The organism is Micromonospora sp. NPDC049359 (assembly GCF_044466585.1).
GTDB lineage: Bacteria > Actinomycetota > Actinomycetes > Mycobacteriales > Micromonosporaceae > Micromonospora.
On record NZ_JBITMW010000011.1, the window covers coordinates 1 to 21,575 of the forward strand.

Annotated in this window: 21 protein-coding genes; 10 read left to right on the top strand and 11 right to left on the bottom strand. The window is 71.8% G+C overall.

From position 1 onward, the window contains the following. Positions 1-149: 149 nt before the first annotated feature. The 3 genes from rocD to ACIBTX_RS23680 all read right to left on the bottom strand — a co-directional run bounded on the left by rocD (position 150) and on the right by ACIBTX_RS23680 (position 3,435). On the bottom strand, positions 150-1,364 hold the full coding sequence (gene rocD, locus ACIBTX_RS23670; RefSeq protein WP_396833072.1) for an ornithine--oxo-acid transaminase: 1,215 nt from the start codon (positions 1,362-1,364) through the stop codon (positions 150-152). After that, positions 1,364-2,179 carry a dimethylargininase gene (gene ddaH, locus ACIBTX_RS23675; RefSeq protein ID WP_357134883.1) on the bottom strand — a complete coding sequence of 272 codons (816 nt, stop codon included), beginning with the start codon at positions 2,177-2,179 and terminating at the stop codon, positions 1,364-1,366. The genes rocD and ddaH overlap by 1 nt, the downstream gene beginning before the upstream one ends. Positions 2,180-2,610: 431 nt before the next feature. Beyond that, positions 2,611-3,435: a thrombospondin gene (locus ACIBTX_RS23680; protein ID WP_396833033.1), complete on the bottom strand. Its 825-nt coding sequence runs from the start codon at positions 3,433-3,435 to the stop codon at positions 2,611-2,613. Positions 3,436-3,635: 200 nt separating this feature from the next. On the opposite strand from ACIBTX_RS23680, the gene ACIBTX_RS23685 reads away from it, so the two are divergent. Further along, positions 3,636-4,445, top strand: a complete 810-nt coding sequence (locus ACIBTX_RS23685) for an Fpg/Nei family DNA glycosylase (RefSeq protein ID WP_396833034.1) — start codon at positions 3,636-3,638, stop codon at positions 4,443-4,445. Between the two features lie 9 nt (positions 4,446-4,454). Here ACIBTX_RS23685 and ACIBTX_RS23690 read toward each other — a convergent pair whose 3' ends face one another. Continuing rightward, the gene (locus tag ACIBTX_RS23690) at positions 4,455-5,321 is read right to left on the bottom strand and encodes an aminoglycoside phosphotransferase family protein (protein ID WP_357399324.1); all 867 of its coding nucleotides are present in this window, start codon (positions 5,319-5,321) and stop codon (positions 4,455-4,457) included. 120 nt (positions 5,322-5,441) lie between these two features. Here ACIBTX_RS23690 and ACIBTX_RS23695 point away from each other — a divergent pair, with 120 nt between their 5' ends. The 5 genes from ACIBTX_RS23695 to ACIBTX_RS23715 all read left to right on the top strand — a co-directional run bounded on the left by ACIBTX_RS23695 (position 5,442) and on the right by ACIBTX_RS23715 (position 11,535). After that, a complete protein-coding gene (locus tag ACIBTX_RS23695; protein WP_396833035.1) occupies positions 5,442-6,278 on the top strand; it encodes a fructosamine kinase family protein in 837 nt (278 codons plus the stop codon). A gap of 12 nt (positions 6,279-6,290) precedes the next feature. Further along, entirely contained in the window at positions 6,291-6,716 is a 426-nt protein-coding gene (locus ACIBTX_RS23700) for a nucleoside deaminase (protein WP_357174529.1), read from the top strand. A 389-nt stretch (positions 6,717-7,105) separates the two neighbouring features. Continuing rightward, positions 7,106-8,371 carry an AGE family epimerase/isomerase gene (locus ACIBTX_RS23705; RefSeq protein WP_357399356.1) on the top strand — a complete coding sequence of 422 codons (1,266 nt, stop codon included), beginning with the start codon at positions 7,106-7,108 and terminating at the stop codon, positions 8,369-8,371. Next, positions 8,368-9,321: a carbohydrate kinase gene (locus ACIBTX_RS23710; protein ID WP_357399354.1), complete on the top strand. Its 954-nt coding sequence runs from the start codon at positions 8,368-8,370 to the stop codon at positions 9,319-9,321. The genes ACIBTX_RS23705 and ACIBTX_RS23710 overlap by 4 nt, the downstream gene beginning before the upstream one ends. 672 nt (positions 9,322-9,993) lie before the next feature. Beyond that, positions 9,994-11,535 (top strand): hypothetical protein, encoded by a 1,542-nt coding sequence (locus ACIBTX_RS23715; protein ID WP_396833036.1) that lies wholly within the window; start codon positions 9,994-9,996, stop codon positions 11,533-11,535. A gap of 265 nt (positions 11,536-11,800) precedes the next feature. Here ACIBTX_RS23715 and ACIBTX_RS23720 read toward each other — a convergent pair whose 3' ends face one another. The 3 genes from ACIBTX_RS23720 to ACIBTX_RS23730 form a co-directional block, all read right to left on the bottom strand. Further along, the gene (locus ACIBTX_RS23720) at positions 11,801-12,769 is read right to left on the bottom strand and encodes a LacI family DNA-binding transcriptional regulator (protein WP_357134028.1); all 969 of its coding nucleotides are present in this window, start codon (positions 12,767-12,769) and stop codon (positions 11,801-11,803) included. 72 nt (positions 12,770-12,841) lie between these two features. After that, positions 12,842-14,221, bottom strand: a complete 1,380-nt coding sequence (locus ACIBTX_RS23725) for an FAD-dependent oxidoreductase (protein WP_396833037.1) — start codon at positions 14,219-14,221, stop codon at positions 12,842-12,844. A gap of 24 nt (positions 14,222-14,245) precedes the next feature. Next, a complete protein-coding gene (locus tag ACIBTX_RS23730; RefSeq protein ID WP_357133864.1) occupies positions 14,246-15,379 on the bottom strand; it encodes a glutamate--cysteine ligase in 1,134 nt (377 codons plus the stop codon). A 171-nt stretch (positions 15,380-15,550) separates the two neighbouring features. Here ACIBTX_RS23730 and ACIBTX_RS23735 point away from each other — a divergent pair, with 171 nt between their 5' ends. After that, positions 15,551-15,844 (top strand): DUF6412 domain-containing protein, encoded by a 294-nt coding sequence (locus tag ACIBTX_RS23735; RefSeq protein WP_396833038.1) that lies wholly within the window; start codon positions 15,551-15,553, stop codon positions 15,842-15,844. Between the two features lie 96 nt (positions 15,845-15,940). Then, complete coding sequence (locus ACIBTX_RS23740) at positions 15,941-16,699, top strand: YidC/Oxa1 family membrane protein insertase (protein WP_396833039.1); 759 nt, start codon at positions 15,941-15,943, stop codon at positions 16,697-16,699. 18 nt (positions 16,700-16,717) lie between these two features. On the opposite strand, the gene ACIBTX_RS23745 is transcribed toward ACIBTX_RS23740, so the two are convergent. Together ACIBTX_RS23745 and ACIBTX_RS23750 are read right to left on the bottom strand one after the other, a co-directional pair. Further along, complete coding sequence (locus ACIBTX_RS23745) at positions 16,718-17,389, bottom strand: DedA family protein (RefSeq protein ID WP_357133873.1); 672 nt, start codon at positions 17,387-17,389, stop codon at positions 16,718-16,720. Between the two features lie 93 nt (positions 17,390-17,482). After that, entirely contained in the window at positions 17,483-18,097 is a 615-nt protein-coding gene (locus tag ACIBTX_RS23750) for a DUF1349 domain-containing protein (RefSeq protein ID WP_363661446.1), read from the bottom strand. A 71-nt stretch (positions 18,098-18,168) separates the two neighbouring features. Here ACIBTX_RS23750 and ACIBTX_RS23755 point away from each other — a divergent pair, with 71 nt between their 5' ends. Together ACIBTX_RS23755 and fabG are read left to right on the top strand one after the other, a co-directional pair. Further along, the gene (locus ACIBTX_RS23755) at positions 18,169-19,821 is read left to right on the top strand and encodes an alpha-amylase family protein (RefSeq protein WP_357133879.1); all 1,653 of its coding nucleotides are present in this window, start codon (positions 18,169-18,171) and stop codon (positions 19,819-19,821) included. A gap of 43 nt (positions 19,822-19,864) precedes the next feature. Continuing rightward, the gene (gene fabG, locus ACIBTX_RS23760) at positions 19,865-20,623 is read left to right on the top strand and encodes a 3-oxoacyl-ACP reductase FabG (protein ID WP_357133882.1); all 759 of its coding nucleotides are present in this window, start codon (positions 19,865-19,867) and stop codon (positions 20,621-20,623) included. A 32-nt stretch (positions 20,624-20,655) separates the two neighbouring features. Here fabG and ACIBTX_RS23765 read toward each other — a convergent pair whose 3' ends face one another. Both ACIBTX_RS23765 and ACIBTX_RS23770 read right to left on the bottom strand, forming a co-directional pair. After that, entirely contained in the window at positions 20,656-21,072 is a 417-nt protein-coding gene (locus ACIBTX_RS23765; protein ID WP_363661445.1) for a hypothetical protein, read from the bottom strand. Further along, positions 21,065-21,457 carry a hypothetical protein gene (locus tag ACIBTX_RS23770; protein WP_396833040.1) on the bottom strand — a complete coding sequence of 131 codons (393 nt, stop codon included), beginning with the start codon at positions 21,455-21,457 and terminating at the stop codon, positions 21,065-21,067. Before ACIBTX_RS23770 ends, ACIBTX_RS23765 begins: the two co-directional genes overlap by 8 nt. Positions 21,458-21,575 lie beyond the last annotated feature (118 nt).

Here is a 21,575-nt window from a genome sequence, read left to right on the forward strand (position 1 = left end):
TGCGGGGCGGCGCGGTGGTCGGCCCCCCCGGCCCCCCCCCCCCCCCCCGGCGTCCGGCCCCGCGCCCCCCCCCGGGGCGCCCCCCCCCCCCGGGGGGGGGGGGGGGGGGGGGGCCCCCCCGCCCCCCCCCGCCACTCACACGTTCCGGGTCAGGCAGCCAGCACCTCGGCCAGCGTCGTGATGGCCTGGTCGATCTCCTCTTCGGTGATCACCAGGGGCGGGGCTAGCCGGATCGTGGAGCCGTGCGTGTCCTTGGCGAGGATGCCGCGCTCCATCAGGCGCTCGCACGCCTCGCGTCCGCTCATCAGCGCCGGGTCGATGTCCAGCCCAGCCCAGAGGCCCCGGACGCGTACGCCGACGAGGCCCTTGCCGACCAGCCCGTCCAGGCCGGCCCGCAGCCGCTCGCCCAGCTCGGCCGAGCGGCGCTGGAACTCGCCCGTCGCCAGCAGCCGTACGACCTCGGTGGCCACCGCGCAGGCCAGCGGGTTGCCGCCGAAGGTGGAGCCGTGCTGACCGGGCTTGAGCACGCCCAGCACGTCGGTGTTCGCGGCCACCGCGGAGACCGGCACGATGCCGCCGCCGAGCGCCTTGCCCAGCAGGTACATGCCCGGCACCACGCCCTCGTGGTCACAGGCGAAGGTCCGGCCGGTACGCCCCAGACCCGACTGGATCTCGTCGGCGATGAACAGCACGTTCCGCTCGGTGCAGACCCGGCGTACGCCCGGCAGGTAACCCTCCGGCGGCACCACCACGCCCTGCTCGCCCTGGATCGGCTCCAGCAGCACGGCGACGGTGTTCTCGTCGATCGCGGCGGTGAGGGCGTCCAGGTCGCCGTACGGCACGACCGTGAACCCCGGGGTGTACGGCCCGAAGTCGGCGCGGGCGTCCTCGTCGGTGGAGAAGCTGACGATGGTGGTTGTCCGGCCGTGGAAGTTGCCCTCGGCCACCACGATGTTCGCCTGACCGGCCGGTACGCCCTTGACCTGGTAGCCCCACTTGCGGGCCACCTTGATCCCGGTCTCCACGGCCTCGGCGCCGGTGTTCATCGGCAGCACCAGGTCCTTGTCGCACAGCTCGGCCAGCTCCCGGCAGAAGTCGGCGAACTGGTCGTGGATGAACGCTCGGCTGGTCAGCGTCAGCCGGTCGAGTTGGGCGTGCGCGGCGGCGATGAGCTGCGGGTGCCGGTGGCCGAAGTTCAGCGCCGAGTAGCCGGCCAGGCAGTCCAGGTAGCGCTTGCCGTCCACGTCGGTGAGCCACGCGCCCTCGGCCGACGAGATGACCACCGGCAGCGGGTGGTAGTTGTGCGCCGTCCAGCGCTCGGCGTCCCGGACCGCTCCCGGCGTACGCAGCTTGTCGTCCACGATCACTTGGTTGCCTTTCCCTGACGGAGTCGCAGCGTGCAGCACTTCGGTCCGCCGCCGGCCTTACGCAGCTCGGACAGGTCGACACCGATGGTCTCGTAACCCCGGTCGCGCAGCTTGGCGGCCAGGTCGGTGGCCTGCGCGGGCAGCACGACGTGCCGTCCGTCGCTGACCGCGTTCAGGCCCAGCACCTCGGCGTCGGCCATGGTGGCGTGCACGGCGTCGGGGAAGAGCCGGCGCAGCACGGCCTGGCTGCCGGGGGAGAAGGCCTCCGGCAGGTACGCCACGGTCCGCTCGTCGAGGACGGTCAGCGCGGTGTCCAGGTGGTAGAAGCGCGGGTCGACGAGCTGCATGGTGATCACCGGGTAGCCGAAGACCTCCTGCAACTGGGCGTGCGCGGCGTGGGCGGTCCGGAAGCCGGTGCCGGCCAGCAGGTGGTCGCCGGCCAGCAGGACGTCGCCCTCACCCTCGTTGACGTGCTTCGGGTCGTACATCTCGAACCCGGCGGCCTCGAACCAGGCCCGGTAGGCCGGCGCCTCGTCGGCGCGCTGCGGGTCGCGGAACTGCACGGCCATCGCCTTGTCGTCGATCACGGTGCCGCCGTTGGCGGCGAAGACCATGTCGGGCAGGCCGGGCACCGGAGTGATCTCCTCGACGGTGTGGCCCAGGTCAAGGTACGTCTGGCGAAGCTGCTCCCACTGCCGGACGGCCAGCGCGGGGTCGACCGGCGCGCTCGGGTCCATCCAGGGGTTGATGGCGTAGTCGACGGCGAAGTACGTCGGCCGGCACATCAAGAGGCGCTGGCTGGTGGCGTCCATCGTCATTGTCCTGCTCCCAGGGTTCGGGCGCGCCCGGCCACCGTGGCCCACGGGCTGGCGCCGTTGCTCAACGTTATGCGGCGTCAGCGGAAGGATCCACCACCGAGACTTGCGCAGACCGTAGATCCGTTGCGTGTAACGCACAGCAACCAACGATCCGTTGCGCAGGAAGGCCAGCTCACCCCTCCAACAGTGATCAAGAGGTTTGCGTCACCAGACCGGCTTCTGGTGACGCAAACCTCTTGATCAACTGTTCTGGGGGGTGGGGGTGGGGGTGGGGGTGGGGGTGGGGGTGGGGGGTCTGGATGCACTTCAGGGGCGGCGAATCGCCGCCCCTGAAAGGGTGTCGCCCTGCTGGTGAACCACCGTCGGGCTGCCGGCGAACCGCCGGCTCTTCGCCGGTGCACCACCGGCGAGCGGAACAGTGCCCGCTAGAAACGATCCACAAACTGTGAGTCAAGCCACTCCCGGAGACGCTGCACCCAGTCGCCGTCCGTGGTCGGCCAGACGAACTGACCGGTCATCGCGAGCACGCCGACCACCACCGCCGCCAGGCCGATGAGGATGCCGAACAGCGCGTCGGTCTTGCCGGCGACGTGCCGGCGGCGGGTCGCCATCAGGCCGAGCACCGACAGCACCGCGCCGACCGCGCCGAGCCCGATGCCGTACCCGGCCAGGGTGCCGCTGAGCACGAACAGCGCGCCGACGACGGAGACGATCAGGCCGAGGGTGGCGAGCAGGCTGGCCCGCGGCTTCGGGCCGCGCGTCACCGGCTCCGGCTCGGTGTCGCGAGCGGGGGTCGTGTCGACCGGACGGTCGGTCACGTCGGGCCGGCGGGTCGTCGTCCGGTCGAGGTCCGGGTCGCGCTCCGGCCGTCGGGTCGTACCGTTGAGGTCGTTGTCGCGCTCGATGGTCGGGACGGCGGCGGTGCCCGTCTTGGCGGCGAGCGGCCGGGCCTCGCCCTCCGTCGGGCGGGCGGTGTCGGTCTCCACCGGCCGGGCGGTGGCGGCGCGGGCCACGGCCGCGCGCTCCGCGGCCCGTCGCTCGGCCTCGCCGGTGCGCCCGGCGGTCGCGGTGGCGTCGCCGGTCGCCGTGGTGCTGCGGTACGTCGTCTGGTCGGCGTCCCGGTCGGTGACAACCGGTCGGCCGTCGTCGGTCCGGCCCGTCTCGGTGACCGGGGTATCGGGACCGTCAAGGTTCTCGTCCCGCGTCGGCGTCTGCTCGGACCGCCGGGACAGCGAAGGAATCCTGACCACTACACACCTCCTGTTGAATGCGTGGTGGCCGACGTTCAGGGGTGGCACCCACGCGCTACGACCCCGAAATACCCACCTCGGCGTTTCCTGACACCGATTCCGGGTACGGCCCGCGGATCAGGGGCGTATCCACCCGGCGTTCGGCGTGAAGGAGCAGCGTCACCCGGTGGCCCCGGTGCGACTGGCTATCCTTGGCACCCGTGCCAGAGGGACACACGATCCACCGCCTGGCGGCCCGGCACGCCGAGCTGTTCGCCGGTGACAAGCTGCACGCCGACAGCCCGCAGGGCCGCTTCGCCGATGGGGCCGCGCGGCTCTCCGGGACCGTCCTGGACGGCACCGAGGCGTACGGAAAGCACCTGCTGCACCACTTCGCCGACGAGGTGACCCTGCACGTGCACCTCGGGCTGTACGGCAAATTCACCGACGGATCAGGGACGCCCCCCGAGCCCGTCGGCCAGGTGCGGCTGCGGCTGACCAGTGACCGGCACTGGTTGGATCTGCGCGGTCCGACCGCCTGCGAACTGCTCACCCCGCCCGAGGTCGACGCCCTGCGGGCCCGCCTCGGCCCGGATCCGCTGCGCGCCGACGCCGACCCCGAGCGGGCGTACGCCCGGATCTCCCGCAGCCCGACGCCCCTCGCGGCCCTGCTGCTGGACCAGTCGGTGGTGGCCGGCACCGGCCTGATCTTCGTGACCGAGGCGCTGTTCCGGGCCGGGCTGCCGCCCACGATGCCCGGTCGGGCGCTGACCCGGGCCGGGTGGGACGCCCTCTGGCTCGACCTGGTCGCGTTGATGCGGCTCGCCCTGGAACACGGTCGGATCGACACCGTCCGCGACGCCCACCTGCCCGAGGCGATGGGTCGACCGGCGCGCGTCGACCGGCACGGCGGCGAGGTGTACGTCTACCGCCGCGCCGGCGCCCCCTGCCACATCTGCGGCACCGAGGTCAGTCGCGGCGAGCTGGTCGGCCGCAACCTCTACTGGTGCCGTACCTGCCAGGCCCGCTGACCCTCGGCGTCAGTCGGTGCCGAGCAGCCAGCGGACCACCTCGACCTGGTGCGTGAAGACGACCTGGTCGGCGATGCTCCAGGCCAGGCAGTGGCCGATCGCCCAGCCCCGCACCCGCTCGACGTCCAGCCCGAGGTCGGTGCTGAGCCGGTCGAGTCGGTGCCGGACGGCCGCCGGCGAGTGACCCAGCTCCGGACCGCGTACGAGTGGCACCACCGAGAACTCCCGCTCGCCGATCAGCGGCTTGGGGTCGATCGCCAGCCAGGGGGCGCGCTCGGCGGCGAGCACGTTGCCGGCGTGCAGGTCCTGGTTGACGAGCACCTGCTCGCCCTGGCTCGCCGACAGGTCGACCAGCAGGGCGCGCGCCGCGTCGAGGAGCCGCCGCTCGTACGGCCGGCCGGCCCGTTCCCAACTGCGCGGCATCCGGTCGAGCCAGCCGGCGGCCTCCTCGGCGAGCGGGGTGAACGGCGCGCCGGCCGGTCGCCAGAGCCGGGGCAGCAGGTCGACCGCCGCGTCCAGCGCCCGGTCCATCGGTAGTTCGTGCAGGGACGTACCGGGTCGGCAGCGCTCTACCAGCAGCGCGCGCCGTTCGGGGTCGTGAGCGAGCAGCCGGATCGCGCCGTCGCCGGCCCAGTGGCCGAGCGCGTGGGCCTCGTACCGGCTGTCCTCATCCGGGAACTGGACCTTGAGCACCGCCGCCGTACCGTCGGGCAGATCAGCGGGGAGCGCCAGCGAGGCGTACGCGTACCGGAACGGCGGACCGAGCCGCAGCGACCACCGTTCGGCACACTCCGACACCAGCGTCGGCAGCGCGGTCAGCCAGGCCTGGCCCACCGCTGACGCTCGTACCCAACCAAGCCCCTCGGGCAGTTCCATCCCGCCATCCTGCCCGCGCCGGGGCGGGTGGCATACCGGGTGGACAGCGGATCGGACATCCGGGAGCCTGTCGTGATGCGACCGGGGCCGTTCTTACGGGAAAGCCTGCTGCGCGCCGGGATGCGTGATGTCGTCGCCGTCGAACCGGCGGCGGGCGGGCTCGCGGCGCTCGCGGGTATCGCCACCCGCCGGGACGCGCCGTCGGTGTTCGTCAAGGCGTTCGCCGAGACGCCGGCCGACGACGTCTTCCCCGCCGAGGCAGACGGGTTGGCCGCGCTGCGCGACCTGGGCGGCGTGCCGACGCCCGAGGTGATCCTCGCGGACCGGGACGTGCTGGTGCTGTCGCTGCTGCGGCCGAGGCCGAGCAGCGAGGCGTTCTGGGAGCGGTTCGCGCAACAGTTGGCCCACCTGCACCTGAGCACGACCCATCCGCGCTTCGGTTGGCACCGGGACAACTGGCTGGGGCGTCGCCGACAGGTCAACACCTGGAACGACGACGGGTTCGCGTTCTTCGCGCAGCACCGGCTGCTCCGCTGGCTCGGCGAGCCCCGTGTCGACGCCGCGCTCGACCGGCAGGACCGGGCGGCACTGGAACGGCTCTGTTCGCGGCTGCCCGAGTTGCTGCCGGAACGGCCCGCGTGCCTCACGCACGGCGACCTGTGGGCGCAGAACATCCTGGCCACACCGGACGGGGAGCCGGCGCTGATCGACCCGGCGGTGTCCTACCTGTGGGCCGAGGTCGACCTCGCCCACGTCTGGACGACGTCGCCCCCGCCTGAGGCGCGGCGGTTCTTCGACGTCTACGCCGAGCTGACGTCGCTCGACGATGATTGGCGGGCCCGGATGCCGATCGTCCAATTGCGACAGCACCTCGCGGTGCTGGCCCAGTTCGACGACGATTGGGGCGCGGGCGACCAGATCCGGGCCACGCTCGCCCCGTTCCGCAGCAGGACGTGACCAGGAGGCCGTGTGACACCCGACGACGAGAAGTTCCTCCGCCGCGCCGTGGAGATCGCCAGCCAGGCCGGGGCGTCCGGCGAACGGCCGTTCGGCTCGTTGCTGGTCGACGCGGACGGTGTCGTCCTCGTCGAGGACCACAACACCGTGGTCTCGGATTCGGACATCACCGCCCATCCGGAGTTGAAGTTGGCCCGCTGGGCCGCCCGGGAGCTGTCCGCCGAGGTGGCCGCCGGCACCACCATGTTCACGAGTTGCCAACCCTGCCCGATGTGCGCGACGGCGATCGACCGCTCCGGCCTCGGCCGGGTGGTGTACGCGCTCTCCAGCGAGCAGTTCGAGGAGGTCAAGCCGGCCACCCCGGCGCTGCCTCCGGTGCGCTACGAGGGGCCGGCGCTGTTCGAGGAGGCGCGTCGGCCGATCGACGAGCACTACTAGGGCCTGTTTCATAAGAACTGGCCGGCCTGCGGCGGGCCCGGACGACGACCGGCGGCGTTGCGGTTTCGTCCGGATACCGGTGTTGTATCCGGACGAAACCGCACCTTGCCGGATCGCCGCCCGGACTCCGCCTCGGCTCGACCGCCCTTTTGAAACAGGCCCTGGGCACGGGACGGAATTGACAGTGAGCCGGCGGTCGGAGCAGGGTTGAGGGGGTGACAACGATGTCAACGGGCAAACGGGATGATGTTCCTCATGATCCTTCTTGCGCCGTACCCCTTCGGTCGACCAGCTCCGGGCGTACCGTTAGCGGGTTTGCCGGCGCGGACCCGGTCCGTCCGCCGATCCTTGCCGTATGCCCCTTCGCTCCTCGACGGTGACCAGCTGAGATGACCGACGCGCCCCGCTCCGACGCCGAACCGACCCCTGCCCCGGCAGGGGTGCCCGACCTGCCTGACCTGGACGGGTTCCTCGCCGACCAGACCCGCACGCTGCTCGACACGGCCCGCCGCTCGGTCCGACCCGAGGGCGGCTTCTGGTGGCTGACCGACGACCGCACCCCGGACCGGGGCGAAGCCGTCTACACCTGGATCACCTGCCGGATGACCCACGTGGCCGCGCTCGCCCACCGCAACGGCGACCCGGATGCCGCCGCCATCGTCGACCACGGCATCGCCGCGCTCGACACGCTGCTGCGCGACGACCGGGACGGCGGCTGGTTCAACGCGGTGGACCAGCAGGGCACCCCGATCGACGAGCGCAAGGCCGGGTACGACCACGCGTTCGTGCTGCTCGCCGCGTCGAGCGCCGCGCGGGCTGGGCGCCCCGGCGCGGACCGCCTGCTCGCCGACGCGCTCAGCGTGGTCCTGAACCGGTTCTGGGACGACGAGGCGGGCGCGGTCCGCGAGTCGTGGAACCGCGACTGGACGGTCACCGAGGACTACCGGGGCGCGAACAGCAGCATGCACATGGTCGAGGCGTTCCTCGCCGCTGCCGCCGCCACCGGGGACACGAGCTGGACCGACCGGGCGCTGCGGATCGCCACCCACCTGGTGCACACCGAGGCCGCCCGGCACGACTGGCGGCTGCCCGAGCACTTCACGACCGACTGGACGCCGCTGCTCGACTACAACCGCGACCAGCCCGCCGACCCGTTCCGGCCGTACGGCTCGACGATGGGCCACTGGCTGGAATGGGCCCGTCTGCTGCTCGAACTGGAAGCCGTCCTGCCGCAGCCGCCGGGCTGGCTGCTCGCCGACGCCCGTACCCTCTTCGCCGCCGCCCTGCGACGTGGCTGGGCGGTCGACGGCGCGGACGGCTTCGTCTACACGATCGACTGGGACGACCGGCCCGTGGTCCGCTCCCGGATGCACTGGGTGCTGGCCGAGGCCATCGGCGCGGCGGTCACCCTGCACCGCCGCACCGGGGACGCCGTCTACGCCGACTGGTGCCGGGTCTTCTGGGCGTACGCGCGCCGCTACCTGATCGACGGCACCGGCTGGCGGCACGAGCTGGACCCGCGGAACCTGCCCGCCGACACGGTCTGGCACGGTCGACCCGACGTGTACCACGCGTACCAGGCGGTGCTGCTGTCCCGCTCGGCCGACGGCCTCGGTGGCCCCGGCCCGCTCGCCCCGGGCACGGTGACCGCATGATCGTCGTGGCGGGGGAGGCCCTCATCGACCTGGTGGTGACCGCCGACGGGCAACGGGCGGTCCCGGGCGGGTCGCCGGCGAACGTGGCGGTCACCCTGGCCCGGCTCGACCAGCCGGTACGGCTGCTGGCCCGCCTCGGCCCCGACGAGTACGGCCGGCAGATCGGCGACTACCTGGCGGCCAACCAGGTGGACCTGCGCTGGGCCGTCCACGCGTCCGAGCCCACTTCGGTGGCGGTCGCCACCCTGGACGCCACCGGCCAGGCCAGTTACGAGTTCCGGCTCGACGGTGCCGCGGACTGGCAGTGGACGCCGCAGGAACTGCCCGACCTCGCCGGCTCCTCGGCGACGGCCCTGCACGCCGGGTCGCTCGCCCTCGCGCTCGCCCCCGGCGCGCAGGCGCTGGAGGGGCTGCTCGCCCGCGAACGTGACCGTGGCGGGCTGACCCTCTCGATCGATCTCAACCTGCGACCGAGCATCGTCACCGACCGGACCGCCGAGCAGGAGCGGGTACGCCGGCAGGTGCCCCTCGCGCACCTGGTCAAGGCCAGCGACGAGGACCTGGCCTGGCTCTACCCGGACCGGTCGATCGCCGACGTGATGGCCGAGTGGCGCGAGGCCGGAGTGTCCTGCGCGGTGGTGACCCGCGGTGGTGAGGGCGTGTGGCTGCTCGCCCCGAACGGGGTGCTGCACGAGCAGCCGGCCGTACGCACCACGGTGGTGGACACCGTCGGTGCGGGCGACTCGTTCACCGGTGGCCTGCTCGCCGCACTGGCCGACATCGACGCGCTCGGCGACCGGCCGACCGAACGGCTCGCCGCGGTGACCGAGCAGCAGTGGACGACAGTGCTGCGCCAAGCGGCGACCGTCGCGGCCCTGACCTGCGCCCGCCGAGGCGCCAACCCCCCAACCCAAGCCGAACTAAAAGCCCGCCTAACCACAACAACCTGACCCACCCCTGCCCCCCGCCCCCCGCCCCGCCCCGCCCCGCCCCGCCCCGCGCCGCCCCGCCCCCGCCCGGGTCGATCATGGACTTGTGGTGGGCGTTCCGTGGTTGTTTGCGGCATACGCGAGGCACCACAAGTCCATGATCGCCGTGGACACCACCCCTGAACCTGCGCGATCTTGCACTTGCTGTCCCGGCGAAACGGTCGAATCCGCGCAAGGCGGCGACAGAGAGTGCAAGATCGGCGGGCGCGGGCGCGGGCGCGGGCGCGGACGCGGGCGCGGGCGCGGGGGCGGGCGCGGCGCGGGGTTGGGGAGGCCTCGGTGTTGGAGCGGGTGGGCGGGACTGTCGTTGACGGTGGGGAGTCGTCGCCGGCGCTGCGTTCGAAGAGGCGCTCGGTGGCCAGGCGGGCCAGCGCGCGGCAGCCCGCGTACTCCGTTCAAGCGGCGCCGCTCCTACCAAACCTGGTGACCGCGGGTGAGCAGGACCTGGTGACCGCGGGTGAGCAGGCGCAGTGGCGCCGTGTGCGGAGCTGCGGCGGGCACTGATTCGGGTGGGCCCGTTTCGTGTTGAACCTTCGTTGTGGACGCGCCGTTGGGGAGCTAGACAGCGACCGCCCGCACGAGAGGACCAGAAGCATGCCCCGACGACCCGGACCCGCCCCCGCCTATACGCCGATGGCCTACCAGCAGATCATCGACAACCCGGGCCTCGCCGATACCAGCCTCGCGCTGAGCTGGGCACACAGGTCGGGCCGACTTGCGCGTGGTACCAGTAGCCCCGGTCAGTTGAGCCGGGGAGTGTTGGGGGAATTTGCCCAGTCGCACGGGCTCCCCGCCGGCTACTACACACTCGAGTCAGATGGCGCGAAGTATTTCCTGGGGAAGCATCCTGATCTTGCCCCCGGCGGTGCCGACCCGAGGGCCGCGGCAGCTCAGCGAATTGACCCGCCCGCCCGCTGGACGCGAGTGTTCACCCCGGCGGCTTATCAGGCGGTCATCGACAACCCGGGCATCGCCGACGCCCGCATCGTGGTGGCCTGGACCCATGCGACAGGCCGGTTGGGGCGTACCGCCACCAGCCTCGCTGGCATGAGCCCGGGAGTGTTGGATGACTTTGCCCGGTCGCACGGGCTTCCCGCCGGCTATTACACGTCTGAGCAGCTTGGCAGGAGCTGTTTCCTGGCGAACCATGCTGATCTTGCCCCCGGCGGTGCCGACCCGAGGGCCGCGGCAGCTCAGCGAATCGACCCGCCCGCCGGCTGGCCCCCGCGACTGTTCGTACCGGTGGCCTACCAGGAGGTCATCGACAACCCCGCCATCGTCGATCACTCACTCATCGCGGCCTGGGCTGGCGCCACCGGCCGACTCGCCAATCCCAACGCCAGCGTTCTGAGCCTGGCGGTGGTGAACGATTTCACCGATGCCCACGGACTGCCCAGACGTTCGTTCATCCTGAACGTATACGGCAACAGCTCCGTCCTGCAGCCGAACCCCGACCGCTTGCCCCCGAGGGGCGACCCGGAGATCGCGGCACCCGGCAGGATCCCACTGCCCCAGGGATGGCGACCGAGGGTACCCGTCGAGGCGCACCAGAACGAACAGGTCATCCACCCGCCACAGCGGCTGCCCGACCCAGGCAGCCCCGCCCGTTCCTACTCGACGCCCTCCGCGCAGTACGCCCACGACGCAGCACCCCCGTACTACGCAGGTCCACCCGCCACCGGATCAGACCTGATATTCCAGAACACCAACCTTTATTCGGTCGCGGCTCAGCCATCATTCACACCCCAGGACCCCTACCCCTTGCCCGAGGTCAGTCAGTACCCGGCTCAATACGACACGACCGCGTCCTACGGCGTCAACCAGCCGACCCTTTACGCGCCCAATTACGCGCCCACCTATGCGCCCTCTTACGGGTCCACCTACACCCAATACGCCGACAGCGCAGGTCCCGCCTACAACCCCGCCGGCCCGAGCTACGCCCCCACCGCCGCCACACCGACCATCCAGTACGGCAACAGCAACGTCGACCAGCAAGCCATCAGCTACACAACGGCACAGATGAACTCCATGAGTATCACCACCAGTTGGCAACCCGACGCGGCACGCATCCCATCGTCAGGAGCCCCGACGTACTACCAGGCCGACAACAGCGTCATCGAAAGCAGATCACCGACTCCTGAGCCGCGCCCCAGGAAACAGCGCCGACGCGCTTGACGGCCTGTCTTCATCGGGTTCTGCGTGCTCCGGTGGGTCAGGGACCGGGTCGCCACAGACACTCATGCGGAACTTCGTGCCCTCACCAACCGTGCCGGCCCACACCCTAAAGTCCATGATCGCCGTGGCCGCCACCCCGAGACCTCCGCGATCTTGCACTTCCTGTCACGACGAAACGGTCGGACCCGCGCAAAACGACAACAGAAACTGCAAGATCGGCGGGCAGGGGGCAGGGGGCAGGGGGGCAGGGGGGGCGGCCCGAGAACTAGAGGAGGCCTCGGGGCAGGAGGCGGGTGGGGAGGACTGTCGTTGTTGGTGGGGAGTCGTCGCCGGCGATGCGGTGGAACAGGCGCTCGGTGGCTACCCGGGCCAGTTCCCGGGTGTCGTAGGCGACGACCGTGAACGGCCTGGGCATGAGGTGGGCCAGCTCGAAGTCGTCGAACCCGACGAGCGACGCGTCGCTGCCCCGGCGGTGCAACTCCTGCAACGCGCCGACCGTCAGCCGGTTGTTGCCGCAGAAGAAGGCGGTGGGCGGGTTCGGGGAGTCGAGCAGCGCGGCGACCGCCCGCCCGGCGTCCTCGGGGGCGATCAGGTGGTCGCGTACCAGGGAGTCGTCCGGCTCGACCCCGGCGGCCGCCAGCGCCGTCCGCGCGCCGACCAGCCGCTCGCGCATGGTGGGCACGCTCGGCGCGCCGAGCAGGAGAGCCACCCTCCGGTGCCCCTCGTCGAGCAGGGACTCGACCCCGGACCGGCCGCCGCCGGAGTTGTCCAACAGCACGGTGTCGGCGAGCAGACCCTGCGGTGGCCGGTCCACGAAGACCACCGGCATGCCCAGCTCGACCTCGCGGCGCAGGAACGAGTGGTCCGGGCCGGCCGGCACGACCAGCAGCCCGTCGACGCGGCGCTGGGTGAAGTCCTGCAGGACGGCGCGTTCGCGCTCCGGGTCCTCCTCGGAGGAGGCGGTGATCAGCATCGTGCCGTGCGCGGCGGCGATCTCGGCGGCCACGCTCGCGATCGTGGCGTAGAACGGGTTGGCGATCTCCTCGATCAACAGCCCGACGGTGGCGTTGAGCTGCCGCGAGCGCAGGTTGCGCGCGATGTCGTTGCGCCGGAAACCCAACTCGGTGATGGCGGCCAGCACCCGGCCGAGCAGTTCCTGACCCACCGGCTCGTCGTTGACCACCCGGGAGACCGTCTTCAGGCTTACTCCGGCGTGCCGCGCGACATCGACCATGGTCGGTCGTCGGCGCGCGGCGGACCTGGTCGGGGTCTGGGTCACGGGGTGGACCTCCACGGCGGGCGCGGGTCAGCGATCGAGAGCGGCGAGCGCGTCGACCGCCTTGCGGGCGGCGATCAGCACCGGATCCCAGACCGGCGCGTACGGCGGAGCGTAGCCCAGGTCCAGTGCGGTCATGTCGTCCACGGTCATGCCATTCCACAACGCGACGGCCAGAGTGTCGATCCGCTTGGCCGCCTCGGACCAGCCGACGATCTGCGCGCCGAGCAGACGGCCGCTGGGTCGTTCCGCGATCAGCTTGACGGTCATCGGCCGGGCACCCGGGTAGTAGCCGGCCCGGCTGGTCGATTCTGCGATCACCGAGACGAAGTCGAAGCCGGCCGCCGAGGCGTCCCGCTCCCGCAGGCCCGTGCGACCGACCTCCAGTTCGCAGACCTTGGTCACGGCCGTGCCGATCACGCCGGTGAAGGTGGCGTACCCGCCGCCGATGTTGATGCCGGCCACCCGGCCCTGCTTGTTGGCGTGGGTACCCAACGGGATGTACACCGGCATCCCGCTGACCCGGTGCAGGGTCTCCACGCAGTCGCCGGCCGCCCAGACCCCCGGGAAGCCGGGGACCCGCATCCGCCGGTCCACCCGGATCGCGCCGGTCGGCCCGAGCGGCAGCCCGGCGGCCTCCGCGAGCCCGACGTTGGGGCGTACCCCGAGACCCAGGACCACGACGTCGGTCGGAATCGGCCCCTCGGCGGTGACCACGGCGGACACCCGGCCGTCCCGCTGTTCGAGGCCGGTCACCGGCAGGCCGGCGCGGATGGTGATGCCGAGGCCACGCATGGCATCGGCGACGAGTTCGGCCATGTCGGCGTCGACCGTCGACATGGGTTGCTCGGCCTGCTCGACGAGCGTCACCGACAGGCCGCGCTGGATCATCGCCTCGGCCATCTCGACGCCGATGTAGCCGCCGCCCACCACCACCGCCCGGCGCGGCTGCGGCTCGGCGTCCAGCCAGTCGCGCAGCGCCGCGCCGTCGTCGAGGGTCTGCACCCCGAACACGCCGGCCACGTCCGACTGCGCCCACGGGGGCTTGGTCGGTGTCGCGCCGGCGGCGTACATCAGCTCGTCGAAGCGTTCGGTGACCTCGCGGCCGTGGTCCAGGTCCCGGGCGACCACCTCGCGCCGTTCGAGGTCGATGGCCGTCACCTCGTGGCGCAACCGCACGTCGATGTCGAACTTCGTGCGGAACGTCTCCGGCGCGCGGGCGATCAGGTCCTCCGGGCCGGGCACCAGCCCCGAGATCCAGTACGGGATGCCGCAGGCCGAGTAGGAGGTGAAATGTCCCCGCTCGAAGACCACGATCTCCAGGTCGTCCCGGTCGCGGCGGCGGCGTGCCTGGGACGCCGCCGACATGCCGGCGGCGTCCCCGCCGATGACGATCAGTCGTTGCGCCACAGGATCATCCTGTCATGCGGGCGCTCAACCGCGGGTCTGTCGCGCCACGTCCTGCACGACGTCGACGAGCCGTCCGGTACGGGCGTACACGGCGCGCTGCCGGGCCGCGCCGGTGCCGTGGCGGCGTAGCCCACCCAGCAGGTCGGACACCTCGGCCCAGTCGCCGTGCCGCTCCAGCGCCGGCCGCAGCCGTTCCACGAACTCGTCCAGCAACTCCCACGCGGGACGCAACTCGCCGGTGGTGACGTCGACGCCCTCGCCCTCCAGGCCGTCGTGGGCGGCCCGCCAGTGCGCGCCGACCAGCAGGTGGTGGTCGGTCCGCAACGCGGGGCGGCCGGCCTCGACGTCGTCCATGGCGGTGGCCACCAGGGCCCGGACCAGCGCGGCGACCAGCACCGCGTCGTCCACGGTCGGGCAGACGTCGCCGATGCGCAGCTCGACGGTCGGGTACTTCGCCGACAGCCGGGCGTACCAGTAGAGCATCCCCTCGTCGAGCATCACCCCGCTGGCGATCAACTGGCGGATGAGCCGCTGGTAGTGCTCGTGCGACTCCAGGAAGGGCGTCGGCGCGACCGACGGCCAGCGCTCCCACTCCACCGACCGCCAGCTCGCGTAGCCGGTGTCCTCGCCACGGGAGAACGGCGAGTTGGTGGTGACGGCATGCAGCGTCGGCAGCCACGGCCGGACGTGGTTGAGCACCTGCACGCCGGTCTCCGGATCGGGGACACCCACGTGCACGTGCATGCCGTTGTTACCGGGACCGGGTACGAGCAGCCGGAACCGTTCGATCATCCGGTCGAAACGGGGCTTGTCGACGACCGGGGGCACCGGGCCGTCCACCGGACCGGTGCCGATGGCGAGCAGCCGTACGCCGGCCCGCTCGGCCGCGTCGGCAAGGGCCTTACGGAGTACGCCGAGGGAGTGCCGGATCGAGGACAGCTCCAGCCCGGGCGGCGAGCCGATCTCGATCTGGCTGGTCTGGAACTCGCGCTCGACCTGACCGCGTAGCTCCGCCGGGACCTGTTCCAGCACGAGGTCCACGGCGGGCACCGCGGCGCCGGTGTGTGGGTCGACGAGCAGGAACTCCTCCTCGACGCCAACGGTGAGCACCTCGGTCCCCGCGGTCGTCCCGTGCGCCTCCGCCACCTGCCCGGTCATCGCGCACCACCGTCCGTTTCTGCCGCCCGCGGTCCGTCCGCGCCGGTCGGACGTTTGGTTACCCAGGGTGGTAACGCCCGGAAACGTGGTGACGGCACGGCGTCTCCGGCGTGTCGCCGGACCATCGGCGATCCGGCCGGGGGACGTGACACCGGGTCCTATGCTGAGCCCGTGCCGGTGCTGCTGGGATTCCTCTGGGCCACGTGGATGTCCGCGTTCGCCCAGCTCGGCATGCTCGCCGACCGTCCGGCCGACCTGCTCGCCGGGGCCGCGCTGACCGCCCTGGTCCTCGTCGCCGCGCTGCTCGCCGCGCGCCCGCTCGGCCCGTCCCGCGCACCCGGTGTCGCGCGACGCTGGGCCCGGCTGCGTGCCCGGGCCCGCAGCCGCCGGACACCCCGCCAGATCGATCCGGACGCCGCCGGACGACCCCGCCCCCGCGCACCCGGACGCCCCCGCGCCGCGTAGCGACACCTCGCCGCGCGGCCGATCCCACCGTCATCGGTCCTAGGTGCCGTCCACGACGGCTCCAGGACCCACCGGAATCGGACCGAGGGGTTTCCCATGCTCTCCTTCGCACCGCTGCACACCGTCGTCGGCGTCGCCGGCAGCGCGTTGTCCTGGCTCACCGACCTGCTCGAACCGCTGGCCGACGGCACGGCGACCGTCGCCGCCGTCGTGCTGCTCACCGTCGCCGTCCGGCTGCTGATCACACCGTTGACCGTCGCGCAGGTCCGCGGGGAGCGACGCCGCGCCGCGCTCGCCCCGCAGGTTCGCGAGCTGCAGCAGCGGTACGCCGACGACCCGGCGACCCTCCAGCGCGAGGTGTTCGCGTTGTACCGCTCGGCCGGCGCGAACCCGGTCGCCGGCTGCCTGCCGCTGCTGATCCAGGCGCCGTTCCTGCTGGTCCTGTACCGGCTGTTCGCCACCGACGAGGGCGGCACGGGACTGCTCGACGAGCGGCTGGCCGGCGTACCGCTGGGTCACCACCTCAGCGACGGGTTGGCCGGCGCGGCCGGACCGCTCTTCGCCGGCCTGCTGGTCCTGCTGCTGGCGCTGGCCTGGTGGTCGTCACGCCGGGCGCGACGTGCATCGGCCGCGGTCGGCACGGTGGCCGGTACGCCCACCGAGGGGCCGGGGGCGGCCACCCTCGGTCGGCTGCTGCCTCTGCTGCCGTTCACGACCGTGGTGGTGGCGTTGGTGCTGCCGCTCGCCGCCGTGATCTACCTGGTGACGACGACAGCCTGGTCGGCGCTGGAGCAGGTGGTGCTGCGCCGGCCGCAGGCAGCGCCGGCACCCGCCGCAGGGCATCAGGTGCCCTGATCGCGGCGCGGACGCGGATCAGCGACCGGCGGTCACCGACCGCCGGTCGTCGCGTTGCCGGCGGCGGCGGATCTTGCGGGCCACCCAGCTGACCACCATGACGACGAAGACCGCGCCGATTGCGTAGTTGAACCAGTCGCTGTACCGCTCGACGTTCTGCCACCGGCTGCCCAGCGCGTAACCGGACCCGACGATGAGGGCGTTCCACACGCCGCTGCCGATGGTGGTGAGCAGGACGAACTCGCCCAGCGGCATCCGGTTGGCCCCGGCCGGGACGGAGACCAGGCTGCGGACCACCGGCACCACCCGGCCGATCAGCACCGCCCACCGGCCGTGCCGCTCGAACCAGCGGTCGGCCCTCTCCAGGTCGTCGCGGTCCACCAACGGGATGCGGTCCAGCCAGCGCTTGAGCCGTTCCTCGCCGAGCGCCGCGCCGAGCCAGTAGAGCACCAGCGCGCCGACCAGTGAGCCGACCGTCGCGGCGACAATGACGAGGACGACGTTGAACCGACCCTCGTGGGCGAGGAAACCCGCCATCGCCAGCACGATCTCGCTGGGGATCGGCGGGACGATGCTCTCCAACGCAACCAGCAGGGCCACGCCGACCGGACCCATCGCCTCGATGACGGACGCCACCCACCCGGTCAGGCCGGTGAACTCGGAGGGGTCACCAGTCTGGGCGTACGCCATTGGTCATCCTTCCGACGGGCCTACGGGGGATCGGGTTGTCATACCCAATGATCGGCGCGGCACACCTGCGGGTGATCCGCGCCACGGACGGGCTCAGCCCTCCGGGTGCAGCGCGGTGTCGGCCGGGCCCTGCCGCCAGGCGGTGAACGCCACCGTGAGGCCGCCGCGCGTCGGCGCGCAGCAGAACGGGCCGGCCATCGCCTCGGCCTCCGGGTCCAGCGGGGCGAGTCGGACCAGCCGCCACGGCGCGTCGGTCACCCGCGCCCGTACGGTCAGCGCGTCACCGGCCCGACTGACCCGGACCGTCACCTCCTGACCCGCCCAGCCCGGCACCGGGGCCACCGACCAGTCGGAGAACTCCCGGGTCACCACGGCACCGAGCTGCGACTCGCCGTCGCTCACCTCGACACCCGCCTTGACCCACGTCCGCTCGTCCACCCGGACCAGCACGCCGGCCTGGTCGAACTGCGCGGAGAAGTCGAGCCGGAAGCTCACCTCCATGGCCGCGCCGACGGGTAGCGGCGCGAGCAGCGCCGGCCCGTTGTCGTGGACGAAGCCGTAGCTGGTCCGCCGCCAGAAGTCGGTCTCCGCCCCGGCTTCGACGACCAGCTCACCGGTTGGACCGTGTTCGGCGCGCACCGGCGGGTGCAGCCACCGGCCCCGGGACCAGTCCAACTCATCGCTCGGCGGTACGAGGTCGGTCTCCATGCCGGGCAGGGTACCGACCGCCGCCGCCCGGCAGGTTTGCCGTGGAGATCAACTGGAGAGATTTTCGCGGCATGGGTGACCGTTGGTACTCCGAAGCCGTCGTCTACTGCCTCGACATCGACACGTACGCCGACTCCGACGGCGACGGTGTGGGCGACATCCGTGGTCTGATCGGCCGGTTGGACTACCTGGCCCGGCTGGGCGTGACGTGCCTGTGGCTGCACCCGATCCACCCGTCGCCGAACCGCGACGACGGGTACGACGTCACCGACTTCTACAACGTCGACCCCCGCTTCGGCACCCTCGGTGACTTCGCCGAACTGCTGCACCAGGCGCAGAACCGGGGCATCCGCGTGATCATCGACCTGGTGGTCAACCACACCTCGGACGAGCACCCCTGGTTCCAGTCCGCCCGTTCCTCGCCCGACTCGCCGTACCGGGACTGGTTCGTCTGGTCCGACACCGAGCCGGACGACCGCCACCAGGGCATGGTCTTCCCCGGGGAGCAGAAGGAGACGTGGAGCTACGACCGCACCGCGAAGGCGTGGTTCTACCACCGCTTCTACAAGTTCCAGCCGGACCTGAACTTCGCCAACCCGGAGGTCCGGGCCGAGGTTAAGAAGATCATGTCGTTCTGGCTCCAGCTCGGAGTCTCCGGCTTCCGGATGGACGCGGTGCCGTTCATCATCGAGCTGACCGAGCCGGGCAACCCGGACTCCCCAAAGGACTTCGAGTTCCTCACCGAGATGCGCCAGCACGTGCAGTGGCGGCGCGGGGACGCCGTCCTGCTCGCCGAGGCGAACGTCGAACCGGACCAGCTTCCGACGTTCTTCGGCGACGCCGGCGGATCCGGCAACCGCATCCACATGCTCTTCGACTTCATGCTCAACGGCCGGCTCATGCTCGCCCTCGCGCGGCAGGACCCGGAGTCGCTGATCGAGGCGTTGCGTGACACGCCGAAGCTCCCGGTCGGTGGGCAGTGGGCCACCTTCCTGCGCAACCACGACGAGATCGACCTGTCCCGGTTGACGACCGAACAGCGCAACCAGGTGTACGCCGAGTTCGGCCCGGACGAGAACATGCGCATCTACGACCGGGGCATCCGCCGTCGGCTCGCCCCGATGCTCGGCAACGACCGGCGGCGCATCGAGCTGGCGTACGCCCTGCAGTTCTCCCTGCGCGGCACTCCGGTGCTGCGCTACGGCGAGGAGATCGGGATGGGCGAGGACCTGTCGCTGCCCGGTCGGGAGGCGATCCGTACGCCGATGCAGTGGTCGTACAAGCCGAATGCCGGCTTCTCCACCGCGGATACGGAGAAGCTGGTCCGCCCGGTGATCGACAAGGGTGAGTTCGGTTACCAGAACGTCAACGTCACCGCCCAGCGTGGCGACCCGAAGTCGCTGCTCGCCTGGTTCGAGCGCATGATCCGTACCCTTCGGGAGGCCCCCGAGATCGGCTCCGGCTCCACCACACACATCGACGTGGCGATGCCGCCCGGGGTGCTGGCGCACCGCGCGGACGGGCCGACCGGCACGATGGTCTTCCTGCACAACCTGGGTACCGACGACGTCGAGGTGGACCTGAGCAGCCTCGAGGCGGAGGCCGACCTGCCGATCGACGTGCTCACTGACCGTGGTTACGGCGAGCTGGGCAAGCTCGGCGCGGTGAAGGTCTCCGGGTACGGATACCGGTGGATTCGCCTATGCCGGGGTCGGGGGTTCTGAGGCTAAGCTCCTTCGATCACCCCAAAGTTACCCGGAGGTAATCATGTCGGAGGAGCACCGCGTCGCCATCGTCACCGGAGCCGCACGCGGTATCGGTGCCGCCACCGCCCGGCGGCTGGCCGCCGACGGGATGGCAGTGGCGGTCGTCGACATCGACGAGGCGGCCACCAAGGAGACGGTGGACGCCATCTCCGGCGCGGGTGGCCGTGCGCTCGGCGTGGGTGCCGACGTGTCCGACCGCGACCAGGTCGGGGCCGCCGTGGAGCGGGTCGCCGCCGAACTGGGCGCCCCCACCGTCCTGGTCAACAACGCCGGCGTGCTGCGCGACAACCTGCTGTTCAAGATGACCAACACCGACTGGGACACGGTCATGGGCGTACACCTGCGCGGGGCGTTCCTGTTCAGCCAGGCCGCTCAGAAGCACATGGTGGACCGCAAGTGGGGGCGGATCGTCAACCTGTCCAGCACCTCCGCGCTGGGCAACCGGGGGCAGGCGAACTACGCCGCCGCCAAGGCGGGCCTCCAGGGCTTCACCAAGACGCTCGCCATCGAGCTGGGGCCGTTCGGGGTGACCGTCAACGCCGTCGCGCCCGGCTTCATCGTCACCGACATGACGGCGGCCACCGCCGCCCGCATGAAGGTCGACTTCGAGGACCTCCAGAAGCACGCCGCCGCCGAGATCCCGGTCCGTCGCCCGGGTCGCCCGGAGGACGTCGCCCACACCATCTCGTTCCTGGCCAGCGAGGGCGCCGGCTTCGTCTCCGGTCAGGTCATCTACGTGGCGGGCGGACCACGGGCCTGACCCGCGCCGCTTCCGTTCCGCGGCCCGGTCGGTCAGGCCGGGTCGCGGCGGGTGCGCCAGAGCCAGAAAAGGCCCAGCACCGGCAGGACGAGCGGGATGTAGCCGTACCCGCTACCGAACTGCGACCACACCGTCTCGTCGGGGAAGAGGGCCTTGTCGGCCAGGCTCAGGATGCCGACCGCGACGACACCGACCAACTCCACCGAACAGCACACCAGCGCCACCCGTCGACCGGTGTGTCCGGCCCGGGCCAGACCCACCGCGGCCACGATGTAGATGAGCGCGGCCAGGGCGGAGAGCAGGTACGCCACCGGCGCCTCGTCGAACTTCGTGGCGATCTGTAGGCCCGCCCGACTCGTCGCCGCGATGGCGAACAGCAGGTAGATCGCGATCAACAGACGGCCGGGCCCGGAGTTCGTGCGCTGTCGGGCCGGACGAGTCTCAACCACCGAGGACCTCCCAGGTCTGCTGCAACCGCACCACCACGACCGGCGTCACCAGGCAGACCGCGCAGACGATCGCCGACCCCCACCGGGTCGGTTCCATCCGGGCCAGCACCCAGGCCAGCGGTGGCAGGCAGACCAGCGTGACCAGGTAGCCGAAGAACGCGCCGGGCTCGCCCGGCCGGTCGCCGCCGCCGACCGCCACCAGGGCCAGCACACCCAACGCGAGCAACACCAACTCGAGTACGGCCAGACCGGCGAACTGCACCCGGTCCGGCGGCCGGTGGCGTACCGCCGCGACCAGCGCCCACACGGCGACGAGCAGCGACAGCACGATCGACACCGTCGCGAGGGGCCCGTCTACCGGCGAGCCGGCCGCCGCGCTGGTCATCGGCCCCACCCGGTCGTCGCCTCGGTCACCGGCACAGCCTACTAACCGTCGTAGTACCCGCCGCGCGCTGCCTGGCCATCGCGCCCCGCCGCGTCCGCGAACGCGGCGGGTGTGTCGG

Bases quoted from the DNA above. Each gene is read 5' to 3' on its own strand.
- fabG (WP_357133882.1), top strand. From the start codon at position 19,865: ATGTCGGAGGAGCACCGCGTCGCCATCGTCACCGGAGCCGCACGCGGT.
- ACIBTX_RS23740 (WP_396833039.1), top strand. From the start codon at position 15,941: ATGCTCTCCTTCGCACCGCTGCACACCGTCGTCGGCGTCGCCGGCAGC.
- ACIBTX_RS23770 (WP_396833040.1), bottom strand. From the start codon at position 21,457: ATGACCAGCGCGGCGGCCGGCTCGCCGGTAGACGGGCCCCTCGCGACG.
- ACIBTX_RS23695 (WP_396833035.1), top strand. From the start codon at position 5,442: ATGCGTGATGTCGTCGCCGTCGAACCGGCGGCGGGCGGGCTCGCGGCG.
- ddaH (WP_357134883.1), bottom strand. From the start codon at position 2,179: ATGGACGCCACCAGCCAGCGCCTCTTGATGTGCCGGCCGACGTACTTC.
- ACIBTX_RS23730 (WP_357133864.1), bottom strand. From the start codon at position 15,379: ATGACCGGGCAGGTGGCGGAGGCGCACGGGACGACCGCGGGGACCGAG.
- ACIBTX_RS23705 (WP_357399356.1), top strand. From the start codon at position 7,106: ATGACCGACGCGCCCCGCTCCGACGCCGAACCGACCCCTGCCCCGGCA.
- ACIBTX_RS23710 (WP_357399354.1), top strand. From the start codon at position 8,368: ATGATCGTCGTGGCGGGGGAGGCCCTCATCGACCTGGTGGTGACCGCC.
- ACIBTX_RS23745 (WP_357133873.1), bottom strand. From the start codon at position 17,389: ATGGCGTACGCCCAGACTGGTGACCCCTCCGAGTTCACCGGCCTGACC.
- ACIBTX_RS23720 (WP_357134028.1), bottom strand. From the start codon at position 12,769: ATGGTCGATGTCGCGCGGCACGCCGGAGTAAGCCTGAAGACGGTCTCC.
- ACIBTX_RS23750 (WP_363661446.1), bottom strand. From the start codon at position 18,097: ATGGAGACCGACCTCGTACCGCCGAGCGATGAGTTGGACTGGTCCCGG.
- ACIBTX_RS23715 (WP_396833036.1), top strand. From the start codon at position 9,994: ATGGCCTACCAGCAGATCATCGACAACCCGGGCCTCGCCGATACCAGC.
- ACIBTX_RS23690 (WP_357399324.1), bottom strand. From the start codon at position 5,321: ATGGAACTGCCCGAGGGGCTTGGTTGGGTACGAGCGTCAGCGGTGGGC.
- ACIBTX_RS23755 (WP_357133879.1), top strand. From the start codon at position 18,169: ATGGGTGACCGTTGGTACTCCGAAGCCGTCGTCTACTGCCTCGACATC.